At 39.2% G+C, this 24406-nt stretch carries 18 protein-coding genes and 3 pseudogenes; 18 read left to right on the plus strand and 3 right to left on the minus strand.

Annotation, left to right across the window (positions count from 1 at the left end; translation table 11 throughout):
* Window positions 1-65: 65 nt before the first annotated feature.
* Window positions 66-1031 (minus strand): LacI family DNA-binding transcriptional regulator, encoded by a 966-nt coding sequence (locus HT718_RS07245; RefSeq protein ID WP_020900747.1) that lies wholly within the window; start codon window positions 1029-1031, stop codon window positions 66-68.
* A complete protein-coding gene (locus tag HT718_RS07250) occupies window positions 1012-2466 on the minus strand; it encodes a glycoside hydrolase family 32 protein (RefSeq protein ID WP_173268025.1) in 1455 nt (484 codons plus the stop codon). Before HT718_RS07250 ends, HT718_RS07245 begins: the two co-directional genes overlap by 20 nt.
* Before the next feature lie 378 nt (window positions 2467-2844).
* Here HT718_RS07250 and HT718_RS07255 point away from each other — a divergent pair, with 378 nt between their 5' ends.
* Entirely contained in the window at window positions 2845-4731 is a 1887-nt protein-coding gene (locus HT718_RS07255; RefSeq protein ID WP_188110789.1) for a sucrose-specific PTS transporter subunit IIBC, read from the plus strand.
* Window positions 4732-4994: 263 nt separating this feature from the next.
* Complete coding sequence (gene scrK / locus HT718_RS07260; RefSeq protein ID WP_033685440.1) at window positions 4995-5882, plus strand: fructokinase ScrK; 888 nt, start codon at window positions 4995-4997, stop codon at window positions 5880-5882.
* 42 nt (window positions 5883-5924) lie between these two features.
* On the opposite strand, the gene HT718_RS07265 is transcribed toward scrK, so the two are convergent.
* Window positions 5925-6542, minus strand: coding sequence for a TVP38/TMEM64 family protein (locus HT718_RS07265; protein WP_000076168.1), 618 nt, complete (start codon window positions 6540-6542; stop codon window positions 5925-5927).
* A gap of 166 nt (window positions 6543-6708) precedes the next feature.
* Between HT718_RS07265 and HT718_RS09635 the strand changes: the two are divergent.
* The 16 genes and pseudogenes from HT718_RS09635 to cysE all read left to right on the plus strand — a co-directional run.
* A pseudogene (locus HT718_RS09635) lies at window positions 6709-7008 on the plus strand (hypothetical protein); the annotation flags it as partial.
* A 144-nt stretch (window positions 7009-7152) separates the two neighbouring features.
* Complete coding sequence (locus tag HT718_RS07275) at window positions 7153-7827, plus strand: hypothetical protein (protein WP_000392120.1); 675 nt, start codon at window positions 7153-7155, stop codon at window positions 7825-7827.
* A 6-nt stretch (window positions 7828-7833) separates the two neighbouring features.
* Window positions 7834-12243 carry an Eco57I restriction-modification methylase domain-containing protein gene (locus HT718_RS07280; protein ID WP_173268026.1) on the plus strand — a complete coding sequence of 1470 codons (4410 nt, stop codon included), beginning with the start codon at window positions 7834-7836 and terminating at the stop codon, window positions 12241-12243.
* Between the two features lie 57 nt (window positions 12244-12300).
* Entirely contained in the window at window positions 12301-13002 is a 702-nt protein-coding gene (locus HT718_RS07285; RefSeq protein ID WP_173268024.1) for a hypothetical protein, read from the plus strand.
* Window positions 12999-13736, plus strand: a complete 738-nt coding sequence (locus HT718_RS07290) for a hypothetical protein (RefSeq protein WP_050543102.1) — start codon at window positions 12999-13001, stop codon at window positions 13734-13736. Before HT718_RS07285 ends, HT718_RS07290 begins: the two co-directional genes overlap by 4 nt.
* Before the next feature lie 93 nt (window positions 13737-13829).
* A pseudogene (locus HT718_RS07295) lies at window positions 13830-13901 on the plus strand (addiction module toxin RelE); the annotation flags it as partial.
* 39 nt (window positions 13902-13940) lie between these two features.
* Window positions 13941-14105, plus strand: a pseudogene (locus tag HT718_RS09640) (Fic family protein); the annotation flags it as partial.
* A gap of 133 nt (window positions 14106-14238) precedes the next feature.
* Window positions 14239-15114, plus strand: a complete 876-nt coding sequence (locus HT718_RS07300) for an Abi family protein (protein ID WP_173268027.1) — start codon at window positions 14239-14241, stop codon at window positions 15112-15114.
* Window positions 15115-15199: 85 nt separating this feature from the next.
* Window positions 15200-15796 (plus strand): hypothetical protein, encoded by a 597-nt coding sequence (locus tag HT718_RS07305; protein ID WP_000517965.1) that lies wholly within the window; start codon window positions 15200-15202, stop codon window positions 15794-15796.
* Window positions 15797-15920: 124 nt separating this feature from the next.
* Window positions 15921-16325, plus strand: a complete 405-nt coding sequence (locus HT718_RS07310) for a YbgA family protein (RefSeq protein WP_000438483.1) — start codon at window positions 15921-15923, stop codon at window positions 16323-16325.
* On the plus strand, window positions 16309-16674 hold the full coding sequence (locus HT718_RS07315; protein WP_001241785.1) for a TIGR02328 family protein: 366 nt from the start codon (window positions 16309-16311) through the stop codon (window positions 16672-16674). Before HT718_RS07310 ends, HT718_RS07315 begins: the two co-directional genes overlap by 17 nt.
* A gap of 162 nt (window positions 16675-16836) precedes the next feature.
* Window positions 16837-17118, plus strand: a complete 282-nt coding sequence (locus HT718_RS07320) for a helix-turn-helix transcriptional regulator (RefSeq protein ID WP_000857968.1) — start codon at window positions 16837-16839, stop codon at window positions 17116-17118.
* Between the two features lie 272 nt (window positions 17119-17390).
* Window positions 17391-19640: a 5-methyltetrahydropteroyltriglutamate--homocysteine S-methyltransferase gene (metE, locus tag HT718_RS07325; RefSeq protein WP_173268028.1), complete on the plus strand. Its 2250-nt coding sequence runs from the start codon at window positions 17391-17393 to the stop codon at window positions 19638-19640.
* Between the two features lie 93 nt (window positions 19641-19733).
* Complete coding sequence (metF, locus tag HT718_RS07330; RefSeq protein WP_173268029.1) at window positions 19734-20600, plus strand: methylenetetrahydrofolate reductase [NAD(P)H]; 867 nt, start codon at window positions 19734-19736, stop codon at window positions 20598-20600.
* A 693-nt stretch (window positions 20601-21293) separates the two neighbouring features.
* Window positions 21294-23507 (plus strand): polyribonucleotide nucleotidyltransferase, encoded by a 2214-nt coding sequence (pnp, locus tag HT718_RS07335; protein WP_173268030.1) that lies wholly within the window; start codon window positions 21294-21296, stop codon window positions 23505-23507.
* A 15-nt stretch (window positions 23508-23522) separates the two neighbouring features.
* Complete coding sequence (gene cysE, locus HT718_RS07340; protein WP_000539979.1) at window positions 23523-24140, plus strand: serine O-acetyltransferase; 618 nt, start codon at window positions 23523-23525, stop codon at window positions 24138-24140.
* Window positions 24141-24406: the final 266 nt, after the last annotated feature.

Genomic DNA, 24406 nt, shown 5'->3' on the forward strand with positions numbered 1-24406 from the left:
GAAGTCAGTAACCATATCTACAGTAAGGCGACGCTGACGTGGTTTAAAGAGATTTTCGAAGAGTATCAAATACTTTTTCCTGGTAATAGGGTGACTGGTAAGAAGTAACCGGTTGTTGCGACTTCCTTGCCTTCGATCTTTTGTAATAGGAGGTCAACAGTGAGTTGAGCAATCTCTTGCATAGGTTGCTTAATCGTTGTCAAATGAGGATAGTAATTCTCGATAAAGTAAGTCCCATCATAGCCGATGACTTTGAGATCTTCTGGGACAGAGATTCCCAGTTCTTGGGCAATTTTAATGACTAGAATAGCCGTCAAATCATCCGAAGCAAAGATGGCATCAGGCTTTTGTCGGGTCAAGATATTCTTGATTTCCATTTCTTTTCTGACTGGAGAAAAGTCACTGGAAACATTGATAATAGGAGCTTTGGGTAGAACCGATGCAAAGCCAGCGTGGCGTAGTCCAGTTGGAGAATTGGAATTGTCATTCCCTGTAATCATGATGATAGACTGGGCTCCTGTCTTGACTAAGGTCTGGGCTGCAAGGACCCCACCAGCATAGTTATCAGAGGAGACGACAGGGATATCTGGAGACAGGTTTCGGTCAAAGGAAATAATCGGAGCTGTCACACGATTGTAGTCTTCAATTCCCAAGTTGTGACTACCAGAAATGATGCCGTCCACCTGATTGGCTTCTAACATTTCGATGTACTCACGTTCTTTTTCAGAATCGTGTTCACTGTTGCAGATGATGGTCTTGTAACCATTTTTGAAGAGTTGGTGTTCCAGTTTATCAATCAATTCTGCATAGAAAACGTTGGAAATATTTGGGAAAATCAAGCCGATTAACTTAGCTGATTTTCCTTGCAGACTACGAGCCAGGTTATTGGGTTTATAGCCCAATTCTCGCATGGCTTCATTGACCTTTTGAATGGTTTTCTCAGAGAGATAGCCTTTTTTATTGATAACCCTAGAAACGGTAGTAGGGCTGACACCTGCAAGTTTTGCGACATCAGTTAGTTTTGCGACCATAATCTAATTCATAGTAAGTTCCAGTTGGATTTCCAGACTTGATCAGGATACCATTTTGGTCCGCATGTGGGAAGACACGACCAGAAAATACTTTTTCTCCTTTATTGATGAAAATTTCAAAGACAGAGTTATCGATGAAGATTGTAGCAGTAGTAGCCTGATGATCGATAGGGCAAGAACGAGTTGTCCCAAATTCTTGGGCGTACTGTTCACCAGTCTGGCTACGATCCACTATCACTTGACCATTTGCAAGGTCAAAGTTGATGGAGAGTCCCTTGCCTTCTTTGTCAGCAAGTAAGACAATCTCGCTCTGGCTATTGGCTTCCAAGTTGAGTTCAAGTTCATAGGTGTTCTTTGTTTGAGCACGGTTTGAGAAGGCTTCTTCAGACGCACGAAGGTCTTTGATCGCTGAGACTGGGTATTGGTAGAGTTTACCGTCTTTGATAGTCAGTTCTTTGACCAAAGAGAAGGTTCCTTGATGGTCAAAACGGTCAGATGGATAAGAAACATCTGGTAAACCAAGCCAGCTAACTGCTAGAGCACGTCCATCAGGAGCGTTGAAGGCTTGAGTTGCATAGGCTTCAAAACCATAATCCATGTTTTGAAGTTGAGACACATCTACCATTTTGGCATTTTCAGGGTCAAAGGAAGCCCCGATTTTATACATATTTGGATAGATATTGTCGTAATCTAGAACATCCTTATCTAATCCTTGTGGACAGTAGAGAAGGACAGGTTGCTCGCCTACAAAGACCAGATTTGGACATTCCATCATGTAGGCAGTGCGGTCGTTAGCAAAGTCAAGGTCGCCAACAGCTTTCCAATTGGTGTAGTCGTTGTTAATAGCTTTGTAGAGACGGACGAATCCTTTTTTCTCCAAGTCCTGTCCGCCGACGATAGCATAGTATTGCCCCTTAAAGTTAAAAATTTGCGGATCGCGGAAGTGGTCTGTAGAGTCTGCTGGCTGGTCAATCAATATCTTGTCAATCTTCGTAATATTGCCATCCTTATCCATCAAAGCCCCAATCTGGTATGGGTGACGGATCCAATTTTCATCGCGGACATTTCCTGTATAGAATAGGAATAAGTTATCGCCAAACTGCATAGCAGAACCAGAGTAGGCACCGTGGCTATCTAATGGAGTATCAGGCAAAACTTTGACACCAGTTTCCGTGAAGTGAACTAAGTCCTCACTTTCCAATTGCACCCAAGATTTCAAACCGTGGGCGGCACCGAAAGGAAAGTTCTGATAAAAAACAATCCACTTTCCATCAAAGTAAGAAAAGCCATTTGGGTCGTTGAGAAGTCCTGTTTTTGGCTCAACATGGTAATGAGTATGCCATGGAGATTGTGCCATATTTTCCTTAATATTCTTAATTTCTTCTTGCGTCCAATCTTGATAAAGTCTGTAACGACGCTCAGTTGTCCATTCCATTCTTTCATTCCTCCGAAAATCTTATCACTTTTAATAGTAACCGTTTTCGGAAAAAAAAGCAAGACTTTTATGTTAAAAAAGAGAAAAAACTGTCAAACGTTTGTCATAAAATAAATGCAGGAAATCAATCAAATTTTTACGAAAATATGAAAGATAATGAAATAAAACCCTTTTAACCAAGATTTTAAACTTGTTTTTTAAGGAATACCTGATAAAACAGTCAAAAACAATCAATCTAAAGCGAGCCAACTAAGTTGATAGAATATTTTTTCTGCAAAACGCTTGACATATTTCTAAAACATGATAAAATAATAGTCGTAGGGCGAATAAAATCGCTTTCAAACAAGAACAAAATTTTATATAAGGAGATTTTTGCAAATGAACAATCAGGAAATTGCAAAAAAAGTCATCGATGCCTTGGGCGGACGTGAAAATGTCAACAGTGTAGCTCACTGTGCGACTCGTCTTCGTGTCATGGTCAAAGATGAAGGAAAAATCAATAAAGAAGTGATTGAGAACTTGGAAAAAGTTCAAGGTGCTTTCTTTAACTCAGGTCAATACCAAATCATCTTTGGTACAGGTACAGTTAACAAAATGTACGATGAAGTTGTTGCACTTGGTTTGCCAACATCATCTAAAGATGACATGAAAGCAGAAGCTGCTAAACAAGGGAACTGGTTCCAACGTGCTATCCGTACTTTCGGTGACGTTTTCGTTCCAATCATCCCAGTTATCGTAGCAACAGGTCTTTTCATGGGTGTGCGTGGTCTCTTGACTGCTCTTGGAATGACACTTCCAGCTGACGTGACAACTTACACTCAAATCTTGACAGATACAGCCTTCATCATCTTGCCAGGTTTGGTTGTGTGGTCAACCTTCCGTGTATTCGGTGGAAATCCAGCCGTTGGTATCGTTCTTGGTATGATGCTTGTTTCTGGCTCACTTCCAAACGCTTGGGCAGTTGCTTCAGGTGGTGAAGTAACAGCTATGAACTTCTTTGGTTTCATCCCTGTTGTTGGTTTGCAAGGTTCCGTTCTTCCAGCCTTCATCATCGGGGTTGTCGGAGCTAAATTTGAAAAAGCTGTCCGCAAGGTTGTTCCAGATGTCATTGACCTTTTGGTAACACCATTCGTGACACTTTTGGTTATGTCTATCCTTGGACTCTTTGTCATCGGACCAGTCTTCCACGTTGTTGAAAACTACATCCTTATCGCTACCAAAGCAATCCTTAGCATGCCATTTGGTCTTGGTGGTTTCTTGATTGGTGGGGTTCACCAATTGATCGTCGTGTCAGGTGTGCACCATATCTTCAACTTGCTTGAAGTTCAATTGCTTGCTGCTGACCATGCTAACCCATTCAACGCTATCATCACTGCGGCTATGACAGCTCAAGGTGCTGCAACTGTTGCGGTTGGTGTTAAAACTAAAAATCCAAAACTAAAAACACTTGCTTTCCCAGCAGCTCTTTCTGCCTTCCTCGGTATTACAGAGCCTGCTATCTTCGGGGTGAACTTGCGCTTCCGTAAGCCATTCTTCCTTTCATTGATCGCTGGTGCAATCGGTGGTGGATTGGCTTCTATCCTTGGACTTGCTGGTACTGGTAATGGTATCACAATTATCCCAGGTACAATGCTTTACATCGGTAACGGACAACTTGCCCAATACCTTCTTATGGTAGCTGTATCATTCGTTCTTGGTTTCGCTCTTACTTATATGTTTGGTTATGAGGATGAAAAAGAAGTTGCTACTGAAGTAGAGACAGAACGTTTGGTCCAAGAAGAAACAACTGGTAACATTCCAGCAGCTCTTCAAAATGAAACACTTGTAACCCCTATTGTTGGTGACGTTGTCGCTCTTGCCGATGTTAATGACCCAGTCTTCTCAAGTGGAGCTATGGGACAAGGTATCGCTGTGAAACCTAGCCAAGGTGTGGTTTATGCACCAGCTGATGCTGAAGTTTCAATTGCCTTTCCAACAGGACACGCTTTTGGTTTGAAAACAACTGATGGTGCCGAAGTTTTGATCCACGTTGGTATTGACACTGTGTCTATGAACGGTGACGGTTTTGAAGCAAAAGTTGCCCAAGGTGACAAGGTGAAAGCAGGCGATGTTCTTGGAACATTTGACTCAAACAAAATTGCTGCAGCTGGTCTTGATGATACAACAATGGTTATCGTTACAAACACAGCTGACTACGCTTCAGTAGCTCCAGTCGCAACAGGTTCAGTTGCGAAGGGTGATGCTGTGATCGAAGTGAAAGCCTAATACTCTTCGAAAATCAAATGCAAACCACGTCAGCTTTATCGGCAACCTCAAAGCATTGCTTTGAGCAACCTTCGGCTAGCTTCCTAGTTTGCTCTTTGATTTTCATTGAGTACTATATTCCCTCTCAAAATGAAAACGAACAAATGACATGTTTGTTCGTTTTTGCTTGAATGGTAAGATTTACAGAGGAAAATCTAAAAAATAGAGAAATTTAGACTTTCGAAATATGCTATAATAAAGAAAATAAAAACAAGAGGTTTATCATGACAAAATTATATGGAAGCTTAGAAGCGGGCGGTACAAAGTTTGTCTGTGCTGTCGGTGATGAAAACTTTAACGTTGTAGAAAAAACACAATTTCCAACAACAACTCCAATTGAAACAATCGATAAGACTATTGAGTTCTTTTCAAAATTCGATAACCTTGCTGGTCTCGCAGTTGGTTCATTTGGTCCCATTGATATTGACAAAAACTCAAAAACTTATGGCTTTATCACGACGACTCCAAAACCTCACTGGGCAAATGTAGACTTGCTTGGTGCCCTTCGCCGCGCCCTTAACGTGCCAATGTATTTCACTACAGACGTAAACAGCTCGGCTTACGGCGAAGTGGTTGCCCGTAACAATGCTGGTGGCCGTATCGAAAACTTGGTTTACTACACAATAGGTACAGGTATCGGTGCTGGTGTTATCCAACGTGGTGAGTTTATCGGTGGTGTGGGTCACCCTGAAATGGGTCACTACTATGTGGCTAAACACCCAATGGATATTGAAAAAGAATTTAACGGCGTTTGTCCATTCCACAAAGGATGTTTGGAAGGTTTTGCGGCTGGGCCAAGTCTGGAAGCTCGTACAGGTATTCGTGGTGAAAACATTGAACTCAACAGCTCTGTTTGGGATGTTCAAGCCTACTATATCGCTCAAGCTGCGGTTAATGCGACAGTGACTTTCCGCCCAGACGTGATTGTCTTTGGTGGAGGGGTCATGGCTCAACAACACATGCTGGACCGTGTCCGTGAGAAATTTACAGCTCTCCTTAATGGTTATCTACCAGTACCAGATGTGCGTGATTACATTGTAACGCCAGCAGTCGCAGGAAATGGTTCTGCTACACTTGGGAACTTTGTCCTTGCAAAAGAAGTTTCAAAATAAAGCACAAAATCCGCTTGGGAAACCAAACGGATTTTTTACATGTCAAAGCATTTGCCAGAAAAAGTCGATAATATAGGTCAGACCGTAGGTATAAACCACGAGAGTAAAGGGCTTGGTCAGAATGATGATGGTCATATAGCGCTTGAAGCTCATCTTGGTCAGGGCAGCCAGCATACAGAGAAAGTCAGCTGGACTAATGGGCCAAATCATCATAAAGATAAAGAAACGGTCAAAACGATTGCCCTTATCCAACCAGCCGATATACTTGTCATAGGTGCGCTTGCTGACGACAGACTGGACAAAGGCAGCTCCATAGAGACGCACCAGATAAAAGATAATGGCACAGCCAATCACGATGCCGATATAGTTGTAGATAGTCCCGATGATGTGCCCGTAGATAAAGACACCAGCCACCGAGGTCAAGGCCCCAGGAATGATAGGCACGACCGTCTGTAAAATTTGTAAAAAGATAAAGAGAGGTGGCCCCCAGATACCTGCCTGCTGGATAAAGGCAGAGAGGGTTTCCTTGGATTGTAAAATCCCAGCCTGATAAGCCCAAATACAGAAAATCAAACTCCCAACCCCACCGACAATCGATGAGATATTGATAACTTGCTGCAGAAGGGGAGAAACAGCTTTCATTTGTTTGTCCTGTGACATGTAAACTCCTCGTAGATAGTATAACTCTACTATACCATATTTTGGAGGAGAAAGGGGGAATGAGTGTTTTTGAAGAGGAATAGAAAGTAAATAGGTCTACTTCCTAAAGTTTACATGTGATCTGAGTTTAGAATAATCGTCATTCAATAAATTTACAAGTATTCTGTTGCTGACGGTGGTGGTCAATGCTCTAGAGGAATATTACCAAGTGGAAAGTAAGGCGAATGCTCACAAGTCTGCCAAGGAAGTTGGCAAGACCAGACAACTCCGTATCGAACTTTCAACCAGCTATGACCTCTTTATGCGTGATACCGCAGCCAGTGCAGAAGCCTATCCTGAAAAGGAACACCTGACTTAACTCCTCAAGGAACTCAATACAATCCGAGACAGTAAGCGCCGTCTCATCACTAGTGGCAAGAAAGATAAGAAGCCCAAACCAGCAGAACCAGCCCAAACAGCAGGATAAAGACAACCCCTTAGAAGCGGATTTCTAAGGGGATTTTTGTGGTTTCGTGGTATAATATAAGAAAATAGTAGATGAGATGAAATTTTTTTAATATGTACATTCAAATGTAATTTAAACTTGGTTGATTAAAGAATGGGGAGGGTCATGGAAGAAAATATTATTAAATCGAAAGAGAGAGTACAAAAACATGGGGAGGTTTTTACCCCTTCATGGATGGTCCAAAAGATGCTAGATACTCCTGGTATAAGGGAAAAAACAGCAGATATTTATGCGACTTTTCTGGAACCTTCAGCAGGAGATGGGAATTTTTTAGAAGCAATACTTCAAAGAAAACTCTCTGCTGTTACTAGGAATTATGACAAGAAAAATTGGAAAACAAAATCTTTGTTTGCTTTATCATCAATTTATGGAATTGAATATCTTGAAGATAATCTTGAAGTTGCTAGAGCAAGAATGTTTTTGCATTATCTTGATTGGTTTGAGGAAGCATTTGGAGAAAGGTTGAGTAGCAGAAATGATTTATATAAATCAGCTCGTTACTTAATTACTAAAAATATTGTTAGAGGGAATACATTGACAAAAAGACATCCTGATACAGATGAGCCTATCATGTTTAATGAGTGGAAACGAATAAAGGGTTATCCTAGTTTGGTTGAAAAAATTCCTTTTACATTTGCTGAATTATTTGGTGAAGATATAGTTGATAATGGAAAAATGATTGAAGGACAACTAAGCTTATTTGAACTCACGGAAGAAAACATGCAAAATAAAGAAGTCCGTCAAGTAAGGATTAAAAAAGTTTATACCTTGGGAGAATAGAATTTTATGATGTCGAATTTTGATTTTTTAAGAGTGAACATAGAAACAGCAGAACTTTTTTCAACTATAAATATGGCTGAGAATAACTATACTCAACAAGATTACGAGGGTGTGTTGACTAAAGTTCGTAAAGTTGCTGAGAATACAGCAATCCTATTTGCTGATCGTGTATTCATTGAATTACCGTCTCATTCTACTTTTCATGAGACGTTACAAACTATCAAATCTTATATTAAAAATAAGGCAGTAGTGGATGCTTTTTTTGAAATTAAAGGGCATGGAAATAATTCAGCTCATGAACTAAATCCTAAAGATGCAACTCAAGAGAATGCACTAAAGTCATTAAAGTTAGTTTATATGATTTTAGTTTGGTTCATGACTGAGTATGTTGATAAGAAAATTAAAGTTTCTTTGTATGAGAATTTCTTAGAACCCAAAGCGCAAGAGCGTTATACAACTGCCGAACGCAAGTTTATCTATGTTCAGACAGTGAATAATGAAAGTGGGAAATTTGCTGCTTATGAAGGGGCTCAAAAAATTGGAGAAGGATCTGTAGCTTCTGACGATATTGAAGCAGACTGGACCCCTAATAGTGAGTTTTTACGTAAAATAGCACCAAAAAGAATTAAGCAATATATGACAACCGCTGGTCTTCATTTTGAACTTGGGTGGGTTGAGCTAGCTTATAAAAAATCTACAAAAACTTGGTTTCATGATCATGACGTCCATGAAGTTTTAAAGCGGTCAGGAATTAAACACCCTGAAGAATTAGCAGGTAATGAATGGTTTAAGACTGATTTAGAGACAGCTAAAAAAGCCATCAAGGCAGTAAAGGATGGGCAATCTTTTATCAATGATATTCAAGCTGAATATAAAACTGAAAAAGTTAAAATCACGCTTCGTCCTGAACAGGATGCTGCCGTTAAGCAAACACAGGAAACATATAAGAAAAAAAATCGAATGCTTTGGAATGCCAAGATGCGTTTTGGTAAAACCTTAACCTCTTTGGAGCTTATTAAACAAGAAGGCTTTCAACGTGTTCTAATCATGACACATAGACCAGTAGTTCGTGATTCATGGTTTGAAGATTACAAAAAAATGGATATGGCAAACGCTGGGTATTTATATGGTTCAGTTGATGAGGGGGAAAAACTTTCAACACTGAAAAAGGGAGACAATCCCTTTATCTATTTCGCTTCTATTCAACTCCTCCGGTATAAAGGTGCTCAAACTAATCTTCCTGAATTTACTGATATAGACTGGGATTTAATCATTATTGATGAAGCACATGAAGGAACTCAAACTGAACTAAGTGATACAGTCATGAAAGCTTTAGTTAAAGAAGGTCACACCAAGATTCTAGAATTATCTGGTACACCATTTAACCTTCTTGATCAGTTTGCACCTGAACAAGTCTACACTTGGGACTATGTTATGGAACAACAAGCCAAACTGAAATGGGACTTGGAAAATCCTGATCAACCTAACCCATATGAACAACTTCCAGAAGTGCTTATGTATACTTTTGAGATGAAACATAAGGAAAAATTTACTGATGAAAATAAAGCTTTTAATTTCCGAGAATTTTTTAGAGTTGATGATAAGGGAGAATTAGTTTATAAAGCAGATGTTCGACGTTTTTTGGATAATATTACGAATCCTGATAGTGAGACCAATTATCCGTTTTCAACAAAAGAGTATCGAGAAGAACTACGTCATACCCTTTGGCTTATGCCAGGTGTCAAAGAAGCAAATGCTTTTGAAAAACTTCTAAAAGAGCATCCAGTTTTTGGAGTTGACTATGAAATTGTTAATGTAGTCAGAAATGATAAAAGTGATAATATTATAGATAGTTCAGATGATGATCTTGCAAAAGTTCGAAACGCAATAACAGATGATCCGTCTGGGACAAAGACGATTACTTTAACTGTTCGTAAATTAACAACAGGTGTCAATGTTCCAGAGTGGACAGCCGTTATGTTTCTTTCAAATACAAGTAGTTCTATGAATTATTTACAGGCTGCTTTTCGTGCGCAGACACCATTCTCTCACGAAAAATTAGGTATGAAGAAACGTTGTTACATCTTTGATTTTGCTCCTGATCGTGCTTTGACAGTAATGGCTGAAAGTGCTCAAATTAACTCAGGTGTTGGTAAGAAAAATACTCAACAACAGAAACAAGCTATGTCAAATCTGCTTAACTTTTTACCAATTTTGGGTAAAGGCGATAATGGCATGCAACCCTTTGATGTTGATCGTATGTTAACGCAGATAAAGAAAGTCTATGCCGAAAAAGCTGTTCGCTCAGGTTTTGAAGATGATAGCCTTTATAATGACCACCTCTTAACACTAACTTCTGATGATGCTGAACGTTTTAATAAATTAAGTGCTATCGTCGGTAAAACGCAAAAACAAAAAACACCTACCAAGGTGACAGTTAATAAAAGTGGTTTAACCAATGAAGAGTATGATAAGGCAGAACGTGGTAAGAAAAAACCACCTCGTGAACGTACTCAAGAGGAAAAAGAAGCAATAGAGAAACTCAAAAAGGCTCGTAAACAACAAAAAACTTTGATTTCTATCTTACGTGGAGTTTCTATTCGTATTCCAATGATGATCTACGGAATGGATGTCGATTTAAGTAAAGATATCACGATAGAAGATTTTATCAAAGAAGTCGATGACGAATCTTGGAAAGAATTTATGCCATCTGGATTCACTAAAGGAATGTTCAAAGAAATTACCAAGTATTATGATGCTGAAGTCTTTATTGAGGCTGGGCGGATCATTCGTCAACGAGCTAAATCTTTTGATAATCTTGATTTTATTGAACGTGCAGAAGAGATTGCCACTTTATTTAGTAGCTTTAAAAACCCAGATAAGGAGACTGTTTTGACACCATGGCGCGTGGTCAATATGCAAATTGCTAAAGGAATCGGAGGACTTAATTTTTATGATGATAACTTTGAATCTATGACAGATGGTGCTAAGCCTAATCTTCATTGGATAGAAACAGAAGTTACGGCTAGTGTTTACCATCCAGATACTAAAATCATTGATATTAATGCTAAGACGGGACTTTACCCTTTACATGCTGCTATGAGTCTCTATTATCGATATGTACAAAATAATGATGATAATCGCTTTGACGCCGACAGTGTCTATCGTGGAATCTTAGAAAACAACATTTATGCCATTGCAAAAACACCAATGGCTAAGACTATAACAGAACGAACGTTAGCAGGTTACAAAAAATTTAAAACGAATGTAGCCTATATCGAAAACTTTTCAAATACTTTAAAATCAAGTATTGAAGAAGGAAAAAAACAAGTAGAGGAGGCTTTTGAAAAAGTGAAATTTGATGTTGTGATTGGGAATCCCCCTTATCAGGAGTCTACGAATGATAAAACGATGAGACTTGGTCAACAAAAGAGAGTTCGTAATGTTTTTCAAGATTTTCAATTAGTTGCTGACGTTGTTGCTCAAAATTTCTCTTGTTTGATTTATCCTGGTGGACGATGGATCCATAGGTCTGGAAAGGGAATGTCAGAATTTGGATTAAGTCAAATAAATAGTCCGCACCTTGATAAACTATTTTATTATCCTAAGGCAGACGATATTTTTAGAGATGTTGCTATTGGTGACGGTATTTCAGTCGTAGTTAAAGATTTCAGCAAGGAAAATACTCAATTCGAATATATTTATTCTGAGGATGGATTTGATCAGGTTGAACTTCTTGATTATCCGGGTGAAAAATTATTAGTTTTAAATCCTAAGAATCGTCATGTTGTTGATAAGTTGGAAAAATTTGTTAATGTAAATAAATTTAAGTTTATCTCTGAAAGTAGTGTTATCAATCAAAAGTTATTCCAGATTGAGAGTGACTTTGCAGAACGGAATCCTGATAAAGTTCAGATTTATACTGGACAGTCATTAGATTACAAAAATCAAATTAAATTACTGACCAATGATAAAAGTGGTAAAACTGGACGAGCAATGTGGTTTATTGCTGATAAAGATGCTATTAAGGTGAATAGTCATTTGATTGATAAGTGGAAAGTTGTGGTATCTAGTGCCAATGCAGGTGGCCAAAAACGTGATAATCAGCTGGAGATTTTAGATAATCATTCTGCTTTTGGACGATCTCGCATAGCTCTAAAAGCGTTTGATACTGAGCAAGAAGCACAAAATTTCTATAAGTATATGAAGAGTTATATTATTAGATTTGCATTTTTGATGACGGACGAATCGCTTAAGTCATTGGGAAAATATGTACCAGATTTAATAGATTATAGCTCAGAGAATAATATAATTGATTTTGAAGATGATATTGATTTGCAGTTGAAGAAATTAATGAAACTTTCAGGACTTGAGATGGAATATATTAAAGAATATGTTGACAACTTCAAAAAGTAAAAGAAGTAGAGGTAAAAATACTTTTTTATTTATGTGTCATGTTAAGTTAGATTAGTAATGGAAGGAAAAGAAATGTTACTTTTTTCTACAATTTTAAAGATTGATAAGTCGTTAACTAAAGATGATTTTTTGAATTTAGTAATTGAATGGAATCAAGGAAGTCCACATGAAAATAATGTTATACCCAATTTGAATTGGGATGGATCCTACAATCAAAAATTTGGTGATGAAACCATTTCACTGGAATTTAAAGAATATAGAAATGAAGAAATCATAGCTGTAAGATATGTAAAAAAATTAGATGATGGAATCATTTGGAAAACAGATTATATCATGAACTTTAGAGACTATAAAATGTCAATCATGCTGGATCGTAGTTTTACAGAAGATGCTATTGGTGTTGATCCTTCATTCACAACTCCATTATTTATTAAACTATTGATTGAAAAAGGTTATGTTGTAAATGACAATGATCTTCCTATATTGATGGATCCCCATTGGATTGATTTTGAAAATGCCAATATTTTGACTGATGTCATAAATAGTACAAAGAGCTATGATTTACCCGTGGTTTATGTATCAAAGACATTTTCAGATAGGATTCCTATTGACATTAATAAATTGGCTTATTCCCTTAAAGGTGTAGCACATATTTTTGTACAATATGATCTTGAAACAAATACTTTAATTCGGGAACAATGTGAGGGGCTAACGAGTACAATGGAGCAATTGGAATCTATTATCAATCAGATGTGGTGAAACATAAGAGACTTTTAAATTATGAATATTTTGATCCCACTATAACTAGACAAAACATTGTAAAAGACATTATTAATTTTACAAATCAGCAAAGCATTGATCCTTTATATACTTGGGATGGAGTGACAACCTTCCTACTTAATGATCGTTTCGAAAGTCAAAGAGAAAAAAGAACTAAAGCAGAGAGAACTAAGGAAGAAACGGAGGAACTCCTCAATAGTTTTAGTAGTGATTTCGATGATCTTACGGAAGAAAATAGCCGTTTACGTGACAGTATCTCTGATTTGGAAAATGAGTTAGCTTTCTATAAAGATTCTTTCAATAATAGGACAGTGAATGATAGTGGTTTCTTATCTAGTGGAAGTGAAAAGGAATTTTTCCAAGATGAGAAGAAAGAATTTATTTTATCTGTATTATCTGATAGTTTAGCAAATATTCAAGATGATACACGCAAAAAACATATTGTTCAGGATATTATTCAGCAAAATAATATTGAAGATTTTCTTAGTAAGAAGAGAGAAGAAGTAAAACGTCTCTTAACAGACTACAGAGGTTTAACTGGAAAGTTGAAGCAAGATTTGAAACAATTGGGATTCTCTATTTCTGACGAAGGGAAACATTATAAACTAACTTATTTTGATGATAACCGTTATACTATTACCATGGCAAAAACTCCAAGTGATGGACGAGCTGGAAAGAATAATGTTTCGGAAATAAATAAGAAAGTTTTTTAGAATTAACGTCATTTTATAGATTATGAAGAATTTCCGCGGATCAGAAACCGACGCTGAACTTAAAGAATTTTTGAATGATTTTAAAGGGTGATGGAGAAGGTTTTTTCCATCCCTGTAGAAATCGAAATCCTAAAAATAGAGGAGGTCAGCAATCACTATGAGTAATAAAATGTTGAATATAGAGACCTGATTGCTTTCCGTCTAGGTTGGTTTCGATTAGGAGATGTTGGTATTTTTGATGTAGCAGGGAAAGTTGTTCATCTTGGAGCGAGACTACAGTTTGTTCCTAATCTGTTATCGGGCTTATTTATTTGGACTAAATTTAGTCAGATATCTGATATTGTCAAATCTTGTATCGTGCATTTTGAAAATAATTTGTCATAATTTCAAAAAAAGTAAAAAATCCTTGAATTATCTGCTAAAAACGGTATAATAGAATTAATAGGACCGCCCACCTCTCTTTGATGTGACAAGGCGGACATTTTTTTATACGGAAGTTATTATGAAAATTAAAGAATTTAAAACTTGGGATGAACAGGTGGCCAAATTAATTGAGCACGGATGTAAAGATATCAAATCAAATGAGTATGCGATTGATATTTTACAAAAGGTTAATTATTATCGGCTAACTGCTTATTTTTTACCTTTTCGTGATAAAGACACGCAGAAGTATGATTCTAGTAAGGTTTCTTTGGAGAAAATCTATAGAATTGCTTGTTTTGATGCAGAGTTACGCTTGCTTATTTTCAAGTATTTAGAGGATATTGAGTTGTATTTTAGGACTCAAGTTGCCTATCATCATGGAAACAAATACGGAGCTTTAGCTTATAAAGAAGCGATTAATTTTAATAAATTTCATAAACATGATGAATTTTTAGAAGATATTGAAAAAGAATTGAGCCATAGACAGAAAAGTCCGATTTATAAGCATCATCAGCGAAAATATGATGGAGAATTCCCTATTTGGGTTTTAGTAGAATTTTTTACTTTTGGAATGACTTCGAAATTTTTTGCAGATTCTCCGATAGATATTCAACAAGAAATTGCTAAAAATGTCGGTATAAAGTCCACTCAAGTTAGAACCTATCTAGAAGTTGCAGTGGTTTTAAGAAATTACTGCGCCCATTATAATCGATTATACTACACAAGCTTTACAAAGATCCCTGGTCAACTCCCTGCTTTTATGAATGACAATAGTAAATTGAAAAATAGACTAATGGCACAGCTTTATGCAGTTAAAAGCCTCTATCCTGATAAGAAAAAATGGAATGAAGGTTTTTTATGTGAATTGTCAGAACTCATTAAACGCTATCAAGCAGTGATTCATCTGCATCATATTGGATTTGTGGGGAAATGGGAAGAAATACTAAAGAAATGAGAGAGTACGAAATGAACATTCCTAGAAGAAATCCAAAACTGTCCCGTTGAGTGGAAAGAGTTGGGGGAAGTGGCATTCATAAAGCGTGGGGAAACAATTACCTCATTTACTTGAAAAACGAAGTGCCTATGTGGAAATTCGAGATGAATTTTTGAACCTTAAAAATTATGAAAAGACTAAGGATTTGGATGTTGATCTTTCAGATGTTGCATTTGAAATCGAACTCTTAAAAACAGATGAGATTAATCTGGACTACATTCTTGCATTGATTGTTGAAAAATCGAAGAATTCTGAGTCCAAAGAAGCAATGAAAGCAGAAGTTAGTCGTGTGATTCGTTCTAGTATCGATATTCGTGCCAAAGAAGAGTTGGTTATCGGCTTTATCAATGACACTGATTTGCAAAAATTGAAAGACCATGATGGGATTATCAATGCTTTCTATGAATATGGCAAGGAGCGCAAGAAAATCGCAATCCATGACCTAGCTGAGGCTGAGAAGCTTGTAGCTGATTATCAATTATTCATCGACAAATCAATTCAACGAGGTTATGCTGAGAACAGTGGGACTGATTTGGATTCGATTATTCCCCCAACTTCTCGTCGACAGGGAGCGCGTGAACGGAAAAAGCAAGAAGTTTTACGTAAGATTCAGTTGTTGGTAGAGACTTATTCAGGTATTTAAGGGGGTGTCGACCACGATTTATTAGAAAAATCAGGTTCTACAAAAAACACTATTTATTCGCTCATTTTTAAGTTAAAACTTGGTTTCCATATTTCCTGGAAACTGATAGAAAACAAGGAGAAACATGGAACAAACTAACCAAAAATCCCAGTGCCAACAACTCTGGGCTAGGAACAAATATCTCGTCTTGAGTCATTCCAGCAATATTTACAATGAGATTCGCCAATACTTGAAGAATGAACAGGTGGAGGTGAGTAAGGTTCAAGAGATGATTGACCGTGCATGTCAAATCCCAGAACACAGGGGTCAGGTTTGCAATGCCTTTCAACATGTTTGGGGCTATTTCAAAAAGAAAGCGACAGATGCCGAGCGCAAGGACTACATGCTCTTGCTGGATCGCTACCGCTTTGGTCAGGCTTCCAAGGAAGATGTGATCGCTAAGACTCGAGACTTGCTTGAACGCTATCCAAATAGCTTCTTGCAACATTCGACTTTACTGAAAGGAGACTCCTATGAGACTTTGGCATGAGGCTTTGATTCCACAACTTCCACGTCCTCAACTTTTGGGGCAACATCGAGAGTGTTGTGCCCTACGTGGCAATGGCTGGGGCAGAAAGCATGCGACGGTGGACTATGTCTTTACTCACTCACCCTATCGTCTCTATGCCTATCATGACTTGATCATGGAGGAGATGGCTAACCGTGGCTACAATGTCAGTCCAGAGTGGCTGGACAAGAACTATCGTGGTAAGACTTGCCTTCCTTATGAAGATTTAGCAGAGGAGAAGTTGACTAATCCTATATACAGTGAACATGACGACGCCTATTATGAGGAGTGTCTGGCTAATCTCGGTGAGAAGGGGATAGAGCTGGAATAATAGTAAGGATTGTCTTTAATTTATAACTCTTCCCGTAATTTTTTTCGAATAATAAAGATGAGACCTTTGGAATTTTTCTAAGGTCTTCTTTTTATGAATGTTAGGATTTACTTTTAATAACTTTTGAGTTCTAATTAAATTAGAAAGAAAGAAGGTTAAGTGATGAAGACTAGTGCTATTGGTAGTAATTGGAAGGATGTCCGATCTGAACTCTTTACCAAGGAGGAAATTCTTGAAAGTGATATGCGAGTGGCTATCATGAGTGAGTTGATTGAAGCCAGACATGAGCAAGGAATCAGCCAGAAAAAGCTAGAAGAACTTAGTGGAGTAAGCCAGCCTGTCATAGCTAGAATGGAAACAGGAAAGACTAGTCCTCAGTTGGATACAGTCTTGAAAGTTTTAGCTAGTTTAGGAAAGACACTAGCAGTCGTTCCACTTGAATAGGGGAAAAGTTGACTAGAATCAGTAATAGTCTTTTCTAATAACAAGTCATAGTCACTTATAAGAATTACTAATAACGCATTTGAGTATTCTAACTGGGATACAGCTATAAAACAAGCTATACAAAGGATTTGAGGCATGTGTCTCAAGTCTTTTTCTTTTGTTCAAAATAAAGGTATAGTTTCAAACTATATCAAAGCCTAATTTTTTACAATTATACAGATGATTTCTTTTCTGTTAAGATAGTTTCAACAACAAATTTTGGAGGACACATCATGTCAACTACAATTATCGGTTTCCCTCGTTTGGGCGAATTCCGCGAATTAAAATTTACAACTGAAAAATACTTTAGAAAAGAAATCTCAGAAGAAGAACTCTTGGCAGCAGCAAAAGAATTGCGCGCTAAACACTGGAATATCGTCAAAGAAAAAGGTATCACTGAAATCCCATCAAATGACTTTTCTCACTATGATAACTTCCTAGACGCAGCTTTCCTTTTCAACGTGGTACCTGCTTCAGTTCAAAACTTGGACTTGTCTGACCTTGAGCGCTACTTTGCTTTGGGTCGTGGTTACCAAGGAGAAAAGGGGGATGTTCGTGCCCTTCCAATGAAGAAATGGTTCAACACCAACTACCACTACATCGTGCCTAAATTTGAAAAAGACACTCAAGTTAAACTTGCAGGTCACAAGATTTTCGATGAGTTCCAAGAAGCAAAAGAACTTGGTCTCAACACTCGTCCTGTTCTTGTAGGTCCATTCACTTTCCTTCAATTGTCAGACTTTGAAGAAGGTGTGAAAGCAGAAGACTTTGTAGACAGCTTAGTAGCTGCTTACCAAGAAGTTTTTGCAAAATTGGCTGAACTTGGTGCAACTCGCATCCAATTGGACGAAGCTGCTCTTGTCAAAGACTTGACAACCGAAGAAAAAGCACTCTTCTTGAACCTCTACAACAAACTTTTGGCTGACAAAAAAGGTCTCGAAGTCTTGCTTCAAACTTACTTCGGAGACGTTCGTGACGTTTACGCTGATCTTGTAAACTTGCCAGTTGATGCTATCGGTTTGGACTTCGTTGAAGGTAAGAAAACTCTTGAATTGGTTAAAGGTGGCTTCCCAGCTGACAAGACTCTTTATGCAGGGATTGTCAATGGTAAAAACATCTGGCGTAACAACTACGAAAAGAGCTTGGCTGTTCTTGAGCAAATCCCAGCTGAAAACATTGTTTTGACTAGCTCATGCTCACTTCTTCATGTGCCATTTACAACTGCTAACGAAGAATTTGAACCAGCTATCTTGAACCACTTTGCTTTTGCAGTTGAAAAATTAGACGAAATCCGTGATTTGGATGCTATCCGCAATGGTCAAGGAGCAGAATCTCTTGCAGCAAATAAAGAACTCTTTGCGACTGAGCGTGTGGGTGAAAATGCGGAACTTCGTGCGCGTATCGCTGGTTTGACAGATGCTGACTACACTCGTTTGCCAGCCTTTGCAGAACGTGAAGCCATCCAAGAAGAAGCTTTCAAACTTCCAGCTCTTCCAACAACAACTATCGGTTCATTCCCTCAAACTAAGGAAGTTCGTGCTAAACGTTTGGCTTACCGTAAAGGTGAATTGTCTCAAGAAGAGTACGATGCTTTCCTTGCTGAAACGATCGACGAATGGATCAAATGGCAAGAAGATATTGACTTTGATGTCCTTGTGCACGGTGAATTTGAGCGTAATGACATGGTTGAGTACTTCGGTCAAAATTTGTCAGGTTACCTCTTCTCTAAAAATGGTTGGGTACAATCATACGGTATGCGTGGGGTGAAACCACCAATCATCTGGGGTGATGTCACTCGGCTTAACCCTATCACTGTTAAATGGTCTAGCTATGCACAAAGCCGTACAAACAAACCTGTTAAAGGTATGTTGACTGGACCTGTTACCATCCTCAACTGGTCATTCCCACGTGAAGACATCTCTATCAAGGATTCAACTCTTCAAATCGCCCTTGCTATCAAGGATGAAGTACTTGACCTTGAAGCTGCTGGTGTGAAAATCATCCAAATCGATGAGGCTGCTCTTCGTGAAAAATTGCCACTCCGTCGTAGCGACTGGTACGAAGACTACCTTGACTGGGCAATTCCTGCCTTCCGCTTGGTACACTCAACAGTAGCGCCAGACACACAAATCCACACTCACATGTGTTACTCAGAATTTACAGATATCATCCCAGCTATTGACAACTTGGATGCGGACGTTATCTCATTTGAGGCTAGTCGTTCAAACCTTGAAATCTTGGACGAACTCAAAGCGAAAAACTTCCAAACAGAAGTGGGACCTGGGGTTTACGATATCCACTCACCTCGTGTACCAAATGAAGGCGAAATTGACAACACAATCGAAGCCATCCTTGCTAAAGTGCCAAGCAAGAAAGTTTGGATCAACCCTGACTGTGGTTTGAAAACACGTGGTATTCCAGAAACAAAAGAAAGCTTGATCCGCCTTGTTGAAGCAGCTAAAGCTGCGCGTGAGAAATTGTAAGATCCGATTTCTTGCTTGACACTGTCTGATCAAGAGGATGCTTAGCCTAGTTAGGTTAGCAATAATGAAATCAAAAAGAAAAGGATAAAGACTATGTCACGCCAAACACCGTCACTCTCATTTGAAGTGTTCCCTCCAAACCCAGCCGTGGGTAATGATAAAATTATTTCTGCTCTTCAAGATATGCAGGAGTTGGCTCCCCACTTTATCAGTGTAACTGCCAGCAATAATAAATTTAATATCAAGGAAACGACGGTTCGTTTGGCTGATTTTATCCAAAATGACTTGGCGATTCCAACTATTGCTCACTTGCCAGCCATCTATTTGACCAAGGACAAGGTTGCTGAAACTATTGCTGACTTGGACAAGGTTGGGGTGCAGAAAATCTTGGCCTTGCGTGGAGATATCATCCCTGATGTGGAACCGCAAAAGGATTTCCGCTACGCAACGGACTTGATTGAGTTCATCAAGGAACAAGCTCCTCACTTTGATATTATTGGCGCTTGCTATCCAGAAGGGCATCCAGATTCACCAAATCAGATTTCAGATATACAAAATCTCAAGAAGAAAGTAGATGCAGGCTGTTCTAGCCTTGTAACTCAGCTTTTCTTTGACAATGAGCGCTTCTATGATTTCCAAGACAAATGCATCTTGGCTGGAATTGATGTTCCCATTCATGCGGGGATTATGCCAATTCTGAATCGAAATCAGGCTCTCCGCCTCTTGAAGACTTGTGAGAATATCCATCTTCCACGCAAATTTAAAGCCATCTTAGATAAGTATGAGCATGACCCTGAGTCGCTCAGAGCAGCAGGACTTGCCTATGCAGTGGACCAAATCGTGGACTTGGTAACTCAGGATGTGGCTGGTGTTCATCTCTATACCATGAACAACGCTGAAACAGCAAAATACATCCACCAAGCAACTCATGCCTTGTTTAATCATCAGTCTCTAGGATAATAAAAAGCAAACCATTCTTCTCAAGTGAGGGGAATGGTTCCTTTTTAATGGTAAAGACCGCACTTTTTAAGAAAAATATGATAAAATAGACTCTGTACGTACTTGATACAAAGATGAGGGTATTTAAGTTTCAAAGGATTTGTCGATTCTCAATTTTATGACAGAAATTTTTTAATAATTTGTTCTTTTCAGTATTTAGTTTGAGCGACACGAACGAGTCAAATCGACGTTATTTGACGAGAGAGTTAGTAAAGCATTTAGCTAATCGCCTGATAGCGATTAGCGTGAAAGGTTTAGATGCTTTAGTATCAAACCTTTCTAATGATTTGTATCTTGAGAATTGAACACGGGCTAAATCCCTAGTGAAAAAGATAGATTTCCTAGTGTGCATCGCACACTGCGTCAATCGAATGCTATCTTGTATAATTGAACCCGGCCGAAAAGCTGTGTAAAAAAGATAAACTGTCTTGTCTTCATCGAAGACTTCGTCAGTTTCCTATTTTTACTTTGCTTTTGACGTCCTTGGTATCTTGAGAATTGAACACGCCTACAACTCTGTGGAAAAAGATAAATCTGCCTAGGAGCAGTCGCTCCGTCGTCCGATTTCCTATTTTCCTTTGAGTTGCTTAACGGCTTAGTATCTTGATTTTTGTAGGCAAGACGTATAATATTATCAATCCAAAGGGGATTAAAATGACAAAACAAGTGTTTCAAACGACTTTTGCAGGTCGTGAGTTAATCGTAGAGACTGGTCAGGTTGCTAAGCAAGCAAATGGCTCTGTTGTCGTGCGTTACGGTGAGTCAACTGTCTTGACTGCTGCCGTTATGTCTAAGAAGATGGCAACTGGGGATTTCTTCCCTCTTCAAGTCAACTACGAAGAAAAAATGTATGCAGCTGGGAAGTTTCCTGGTGGCTTTATGAAACGTGAAGGACGTCCTTCAACAGATGCTACCTTGACAGCGCGTTTGATTGACCGTCCGATCCGTCCTATGTTTGCGGAAGGTTTCCGTAATGAAGTACAAGTGATTAACACTGTCCTTTCTTACGATGAAAATGCATCTGCACCAATGGCAGCTATGTTTGGTTCATCCTTGGCGCTTTCTATCTCGGATATTCCATTTGACGGACCAATTGCTGGAGTACAAGTGGGCTATGTAGATGGTCAAATCATCATCAACCCAAGTCAAGAACAAGCAGAGCAATCGCTTCTTGAATTGACAGTAGCAGGTACCAAACACGCCATCAACATGGTAGAGTCTGGTGCTAAAGAATTGTCAGAAGAAATCATGCTGGAAGCCCTTCTTAAAGGACACGAAGCAGTCAAAGAATTGATTGCCTTCCAAGAAGAAATCGTTGCTGCTGTCGGTAAAGAAAAAGCAGAAGTAGAATTGCTTCATGTGGACGCGGACCTGCAGGCTGAAATCATCGCAGCCTACAACAGCGATCTCCAAAAAGCGGTCCAAGTAGAAGAAAAATTGGCTCGTGAAGCTGCAACTCAAGCAGTTAAAGACCAAGTGACTGCTGTGTATGAAGAAAAATATGCGGACCACGAAGAATTTGACCGTATCATGCGTGATGTGGCTGAAATCTTGGAACAAATGGAACATGCTGAAGTGCGCCGTTTGATCACAGAAGACAAGGTGCGTCCTGACGGTCGTAAGGTCGATGAAATCCGTCCTTTGGATGCGGTTGTTGACTTCCTTCCTCGTGTACACGGTTCAGGTCTCTTCACTCGTGGCCAAACTCAGGCTCTTTCTGTCTTGACCTTGGCTCCAATGGGAGAAACTCAAATCATCGATGGTTTGGATCCAGAGTACAAGAAACGTTTTATGCACCACTATAACTTCCCTCAATACTCTGTAGGGGAAACTGGTCGTTATGGTGCGCCAGGTCGTCGTGAAATCGGTCACGGTGCTCTTGGTGAGCGTGCCCTTGCTCAAGTATTGCCAAGTTTGGAAGAATTTCCATATGCCATCCGCTTGGTAGCTGAGGTCTTGGAATCAAACGGTTCTTCATCTCAAGCTTCTATCTGTGCGGGTACTCTTGCCCTTATGGCTGGTGGTGTGCCAATCAAGGCGCCAGTAGCAGGGATTGCCATGGGTCTCATCTCAGATGGAAACAACTACACAGTATTGACAGATATCCAAGGTTTAGAAGACCACTTTGGAGACATGGACTTTAAGGTTGCTGGTACTCGTGACGGGATTACAGCCCTTCAAATGGATATCAAAATTCAAGGGATTACTGCAGAAATCTTGACTGAGGCCCTTGCCCAAGCCAAGAAAGCGCGTTTTGAAATCCTTGATGTGATTGAAGCAACGATTCCAGAAGTTCGTCCAGAATTGGCTCCAACTGCTCCGAAAATTGATACCATCAAGATTGATGTGGATAAGATCAAGATTGTTATCGGTAAAGGTGGAGAAACTATCGACAAGATTATCGCTGAAACAGGCGTTAAGATTGATATCGACGAAGAAGGAAATGTGTCTATCTACTCTAGCGACCAAGATGCTATTAACCGTGCTAAAGAAATTATTGCTGGTTTGGTCCGTGAAGCCAAAGTGGATGAAGTTTACCGTGCTAAAGTCGTTCGTATCGAGAAATTTGGTGCCTTTGTTAACCTCTTTGATAAGACAGATGCCCTTGTTCACATTTCTGAAATGGCTTGGACGCGTACCAATAATGTCGAAGACTTGGTAGCAATCGGGGATGAAGTTGCTGTTAAGGTTATCAAGATTGATGAAAAAGGACGTGTGGATGCTTCTATGAAAGCTCTTCTTCCTCGTCCTCCAAAACCTGAACGTGATGAAAAAGGCGAAAAATCTGAGAGACCTCACCGCCCACGTCATCACAAGGATCATAAACCTAAGAAAGAATTTACAGAAACACCAAAAGATTCAGAATAAGAAAAGGAGAAATGTATGGGATGGTGGCGCGAAACCATTGATATCGTAAAAGAAAATGATCCAGCGGCCCGCACCACTTTGGAGGTTTTGCTGACTTATCCAGGTGTTAAGGCCTTGGCGGCCCACCGTCTCTCACATTTTCTCTGGAAGCACGGCTTCAAACTCCTGGCTCGTATGCACAGTCAGTTCTGGCGCTTTTGGACTCAGATTGAGATTCATCCGGGTGCTCAGATCGATTCAGGTGTCTTTATTGACCACGGTTCAGGCTTGGTGATTGGGGAGACAGCGATTGTTGAAAAAGGCGTTCTTCTCTATCATGGTGTAACCCTTGGTGGGACTGGAAAGGATGTTGGCAAACGCCATCCAACCGTGCGAAAAGGAGCTTTAATATCCGCTCATGCTCAAGTCATTGGACCTGTGGAAATCGGTGAAAATGCCAAGGTCGGTGCAGCAGCAGTTGTCGTGGCAGACGTGCCTAGTGATGTGACGGTTGTCGGTATTCCGGCCAAGATTGTTCGTGTTCATGGAAAGAAAGATGAGCCAGTCATTCATGAAGTCGAAGAAAAACGAGAATATTACGTCAATAAACTAGAGCAGGCTAAAGAAGCTAGTCACAGATCGTCTGGTTTGTAGAGGATATCTATATGATTCAAGCAAGAAGCGAGTTACTATTCTTCAAAATTATAAATTCTTGGAAGAACAAGCTCAGCTATACTGCTTTTGGACGATAACTGAGGAACTTTTAATGAAAGATTTTTTCAAGGACAATAAGTATTTTGCGCTCTATTTGGCAGGAAGTCTTATTTCTGTTTTCAGTTTGTTTCGTGCAGGAAATCTGATTTTCAGTCTTCTGGTCCTGCTCTCTGCCTACCTTTACCATTTGAGCTGGAAGTAGACAG

Source organism: Streptococcus sp. 714, from assembly GCF_013277115.1.
In the GTDB taxonomy this organism is placed as follows: Bacteria; Bacillota; Bacilli; order Lactobacillales; family Streptococcaceae; genus Streptococcus.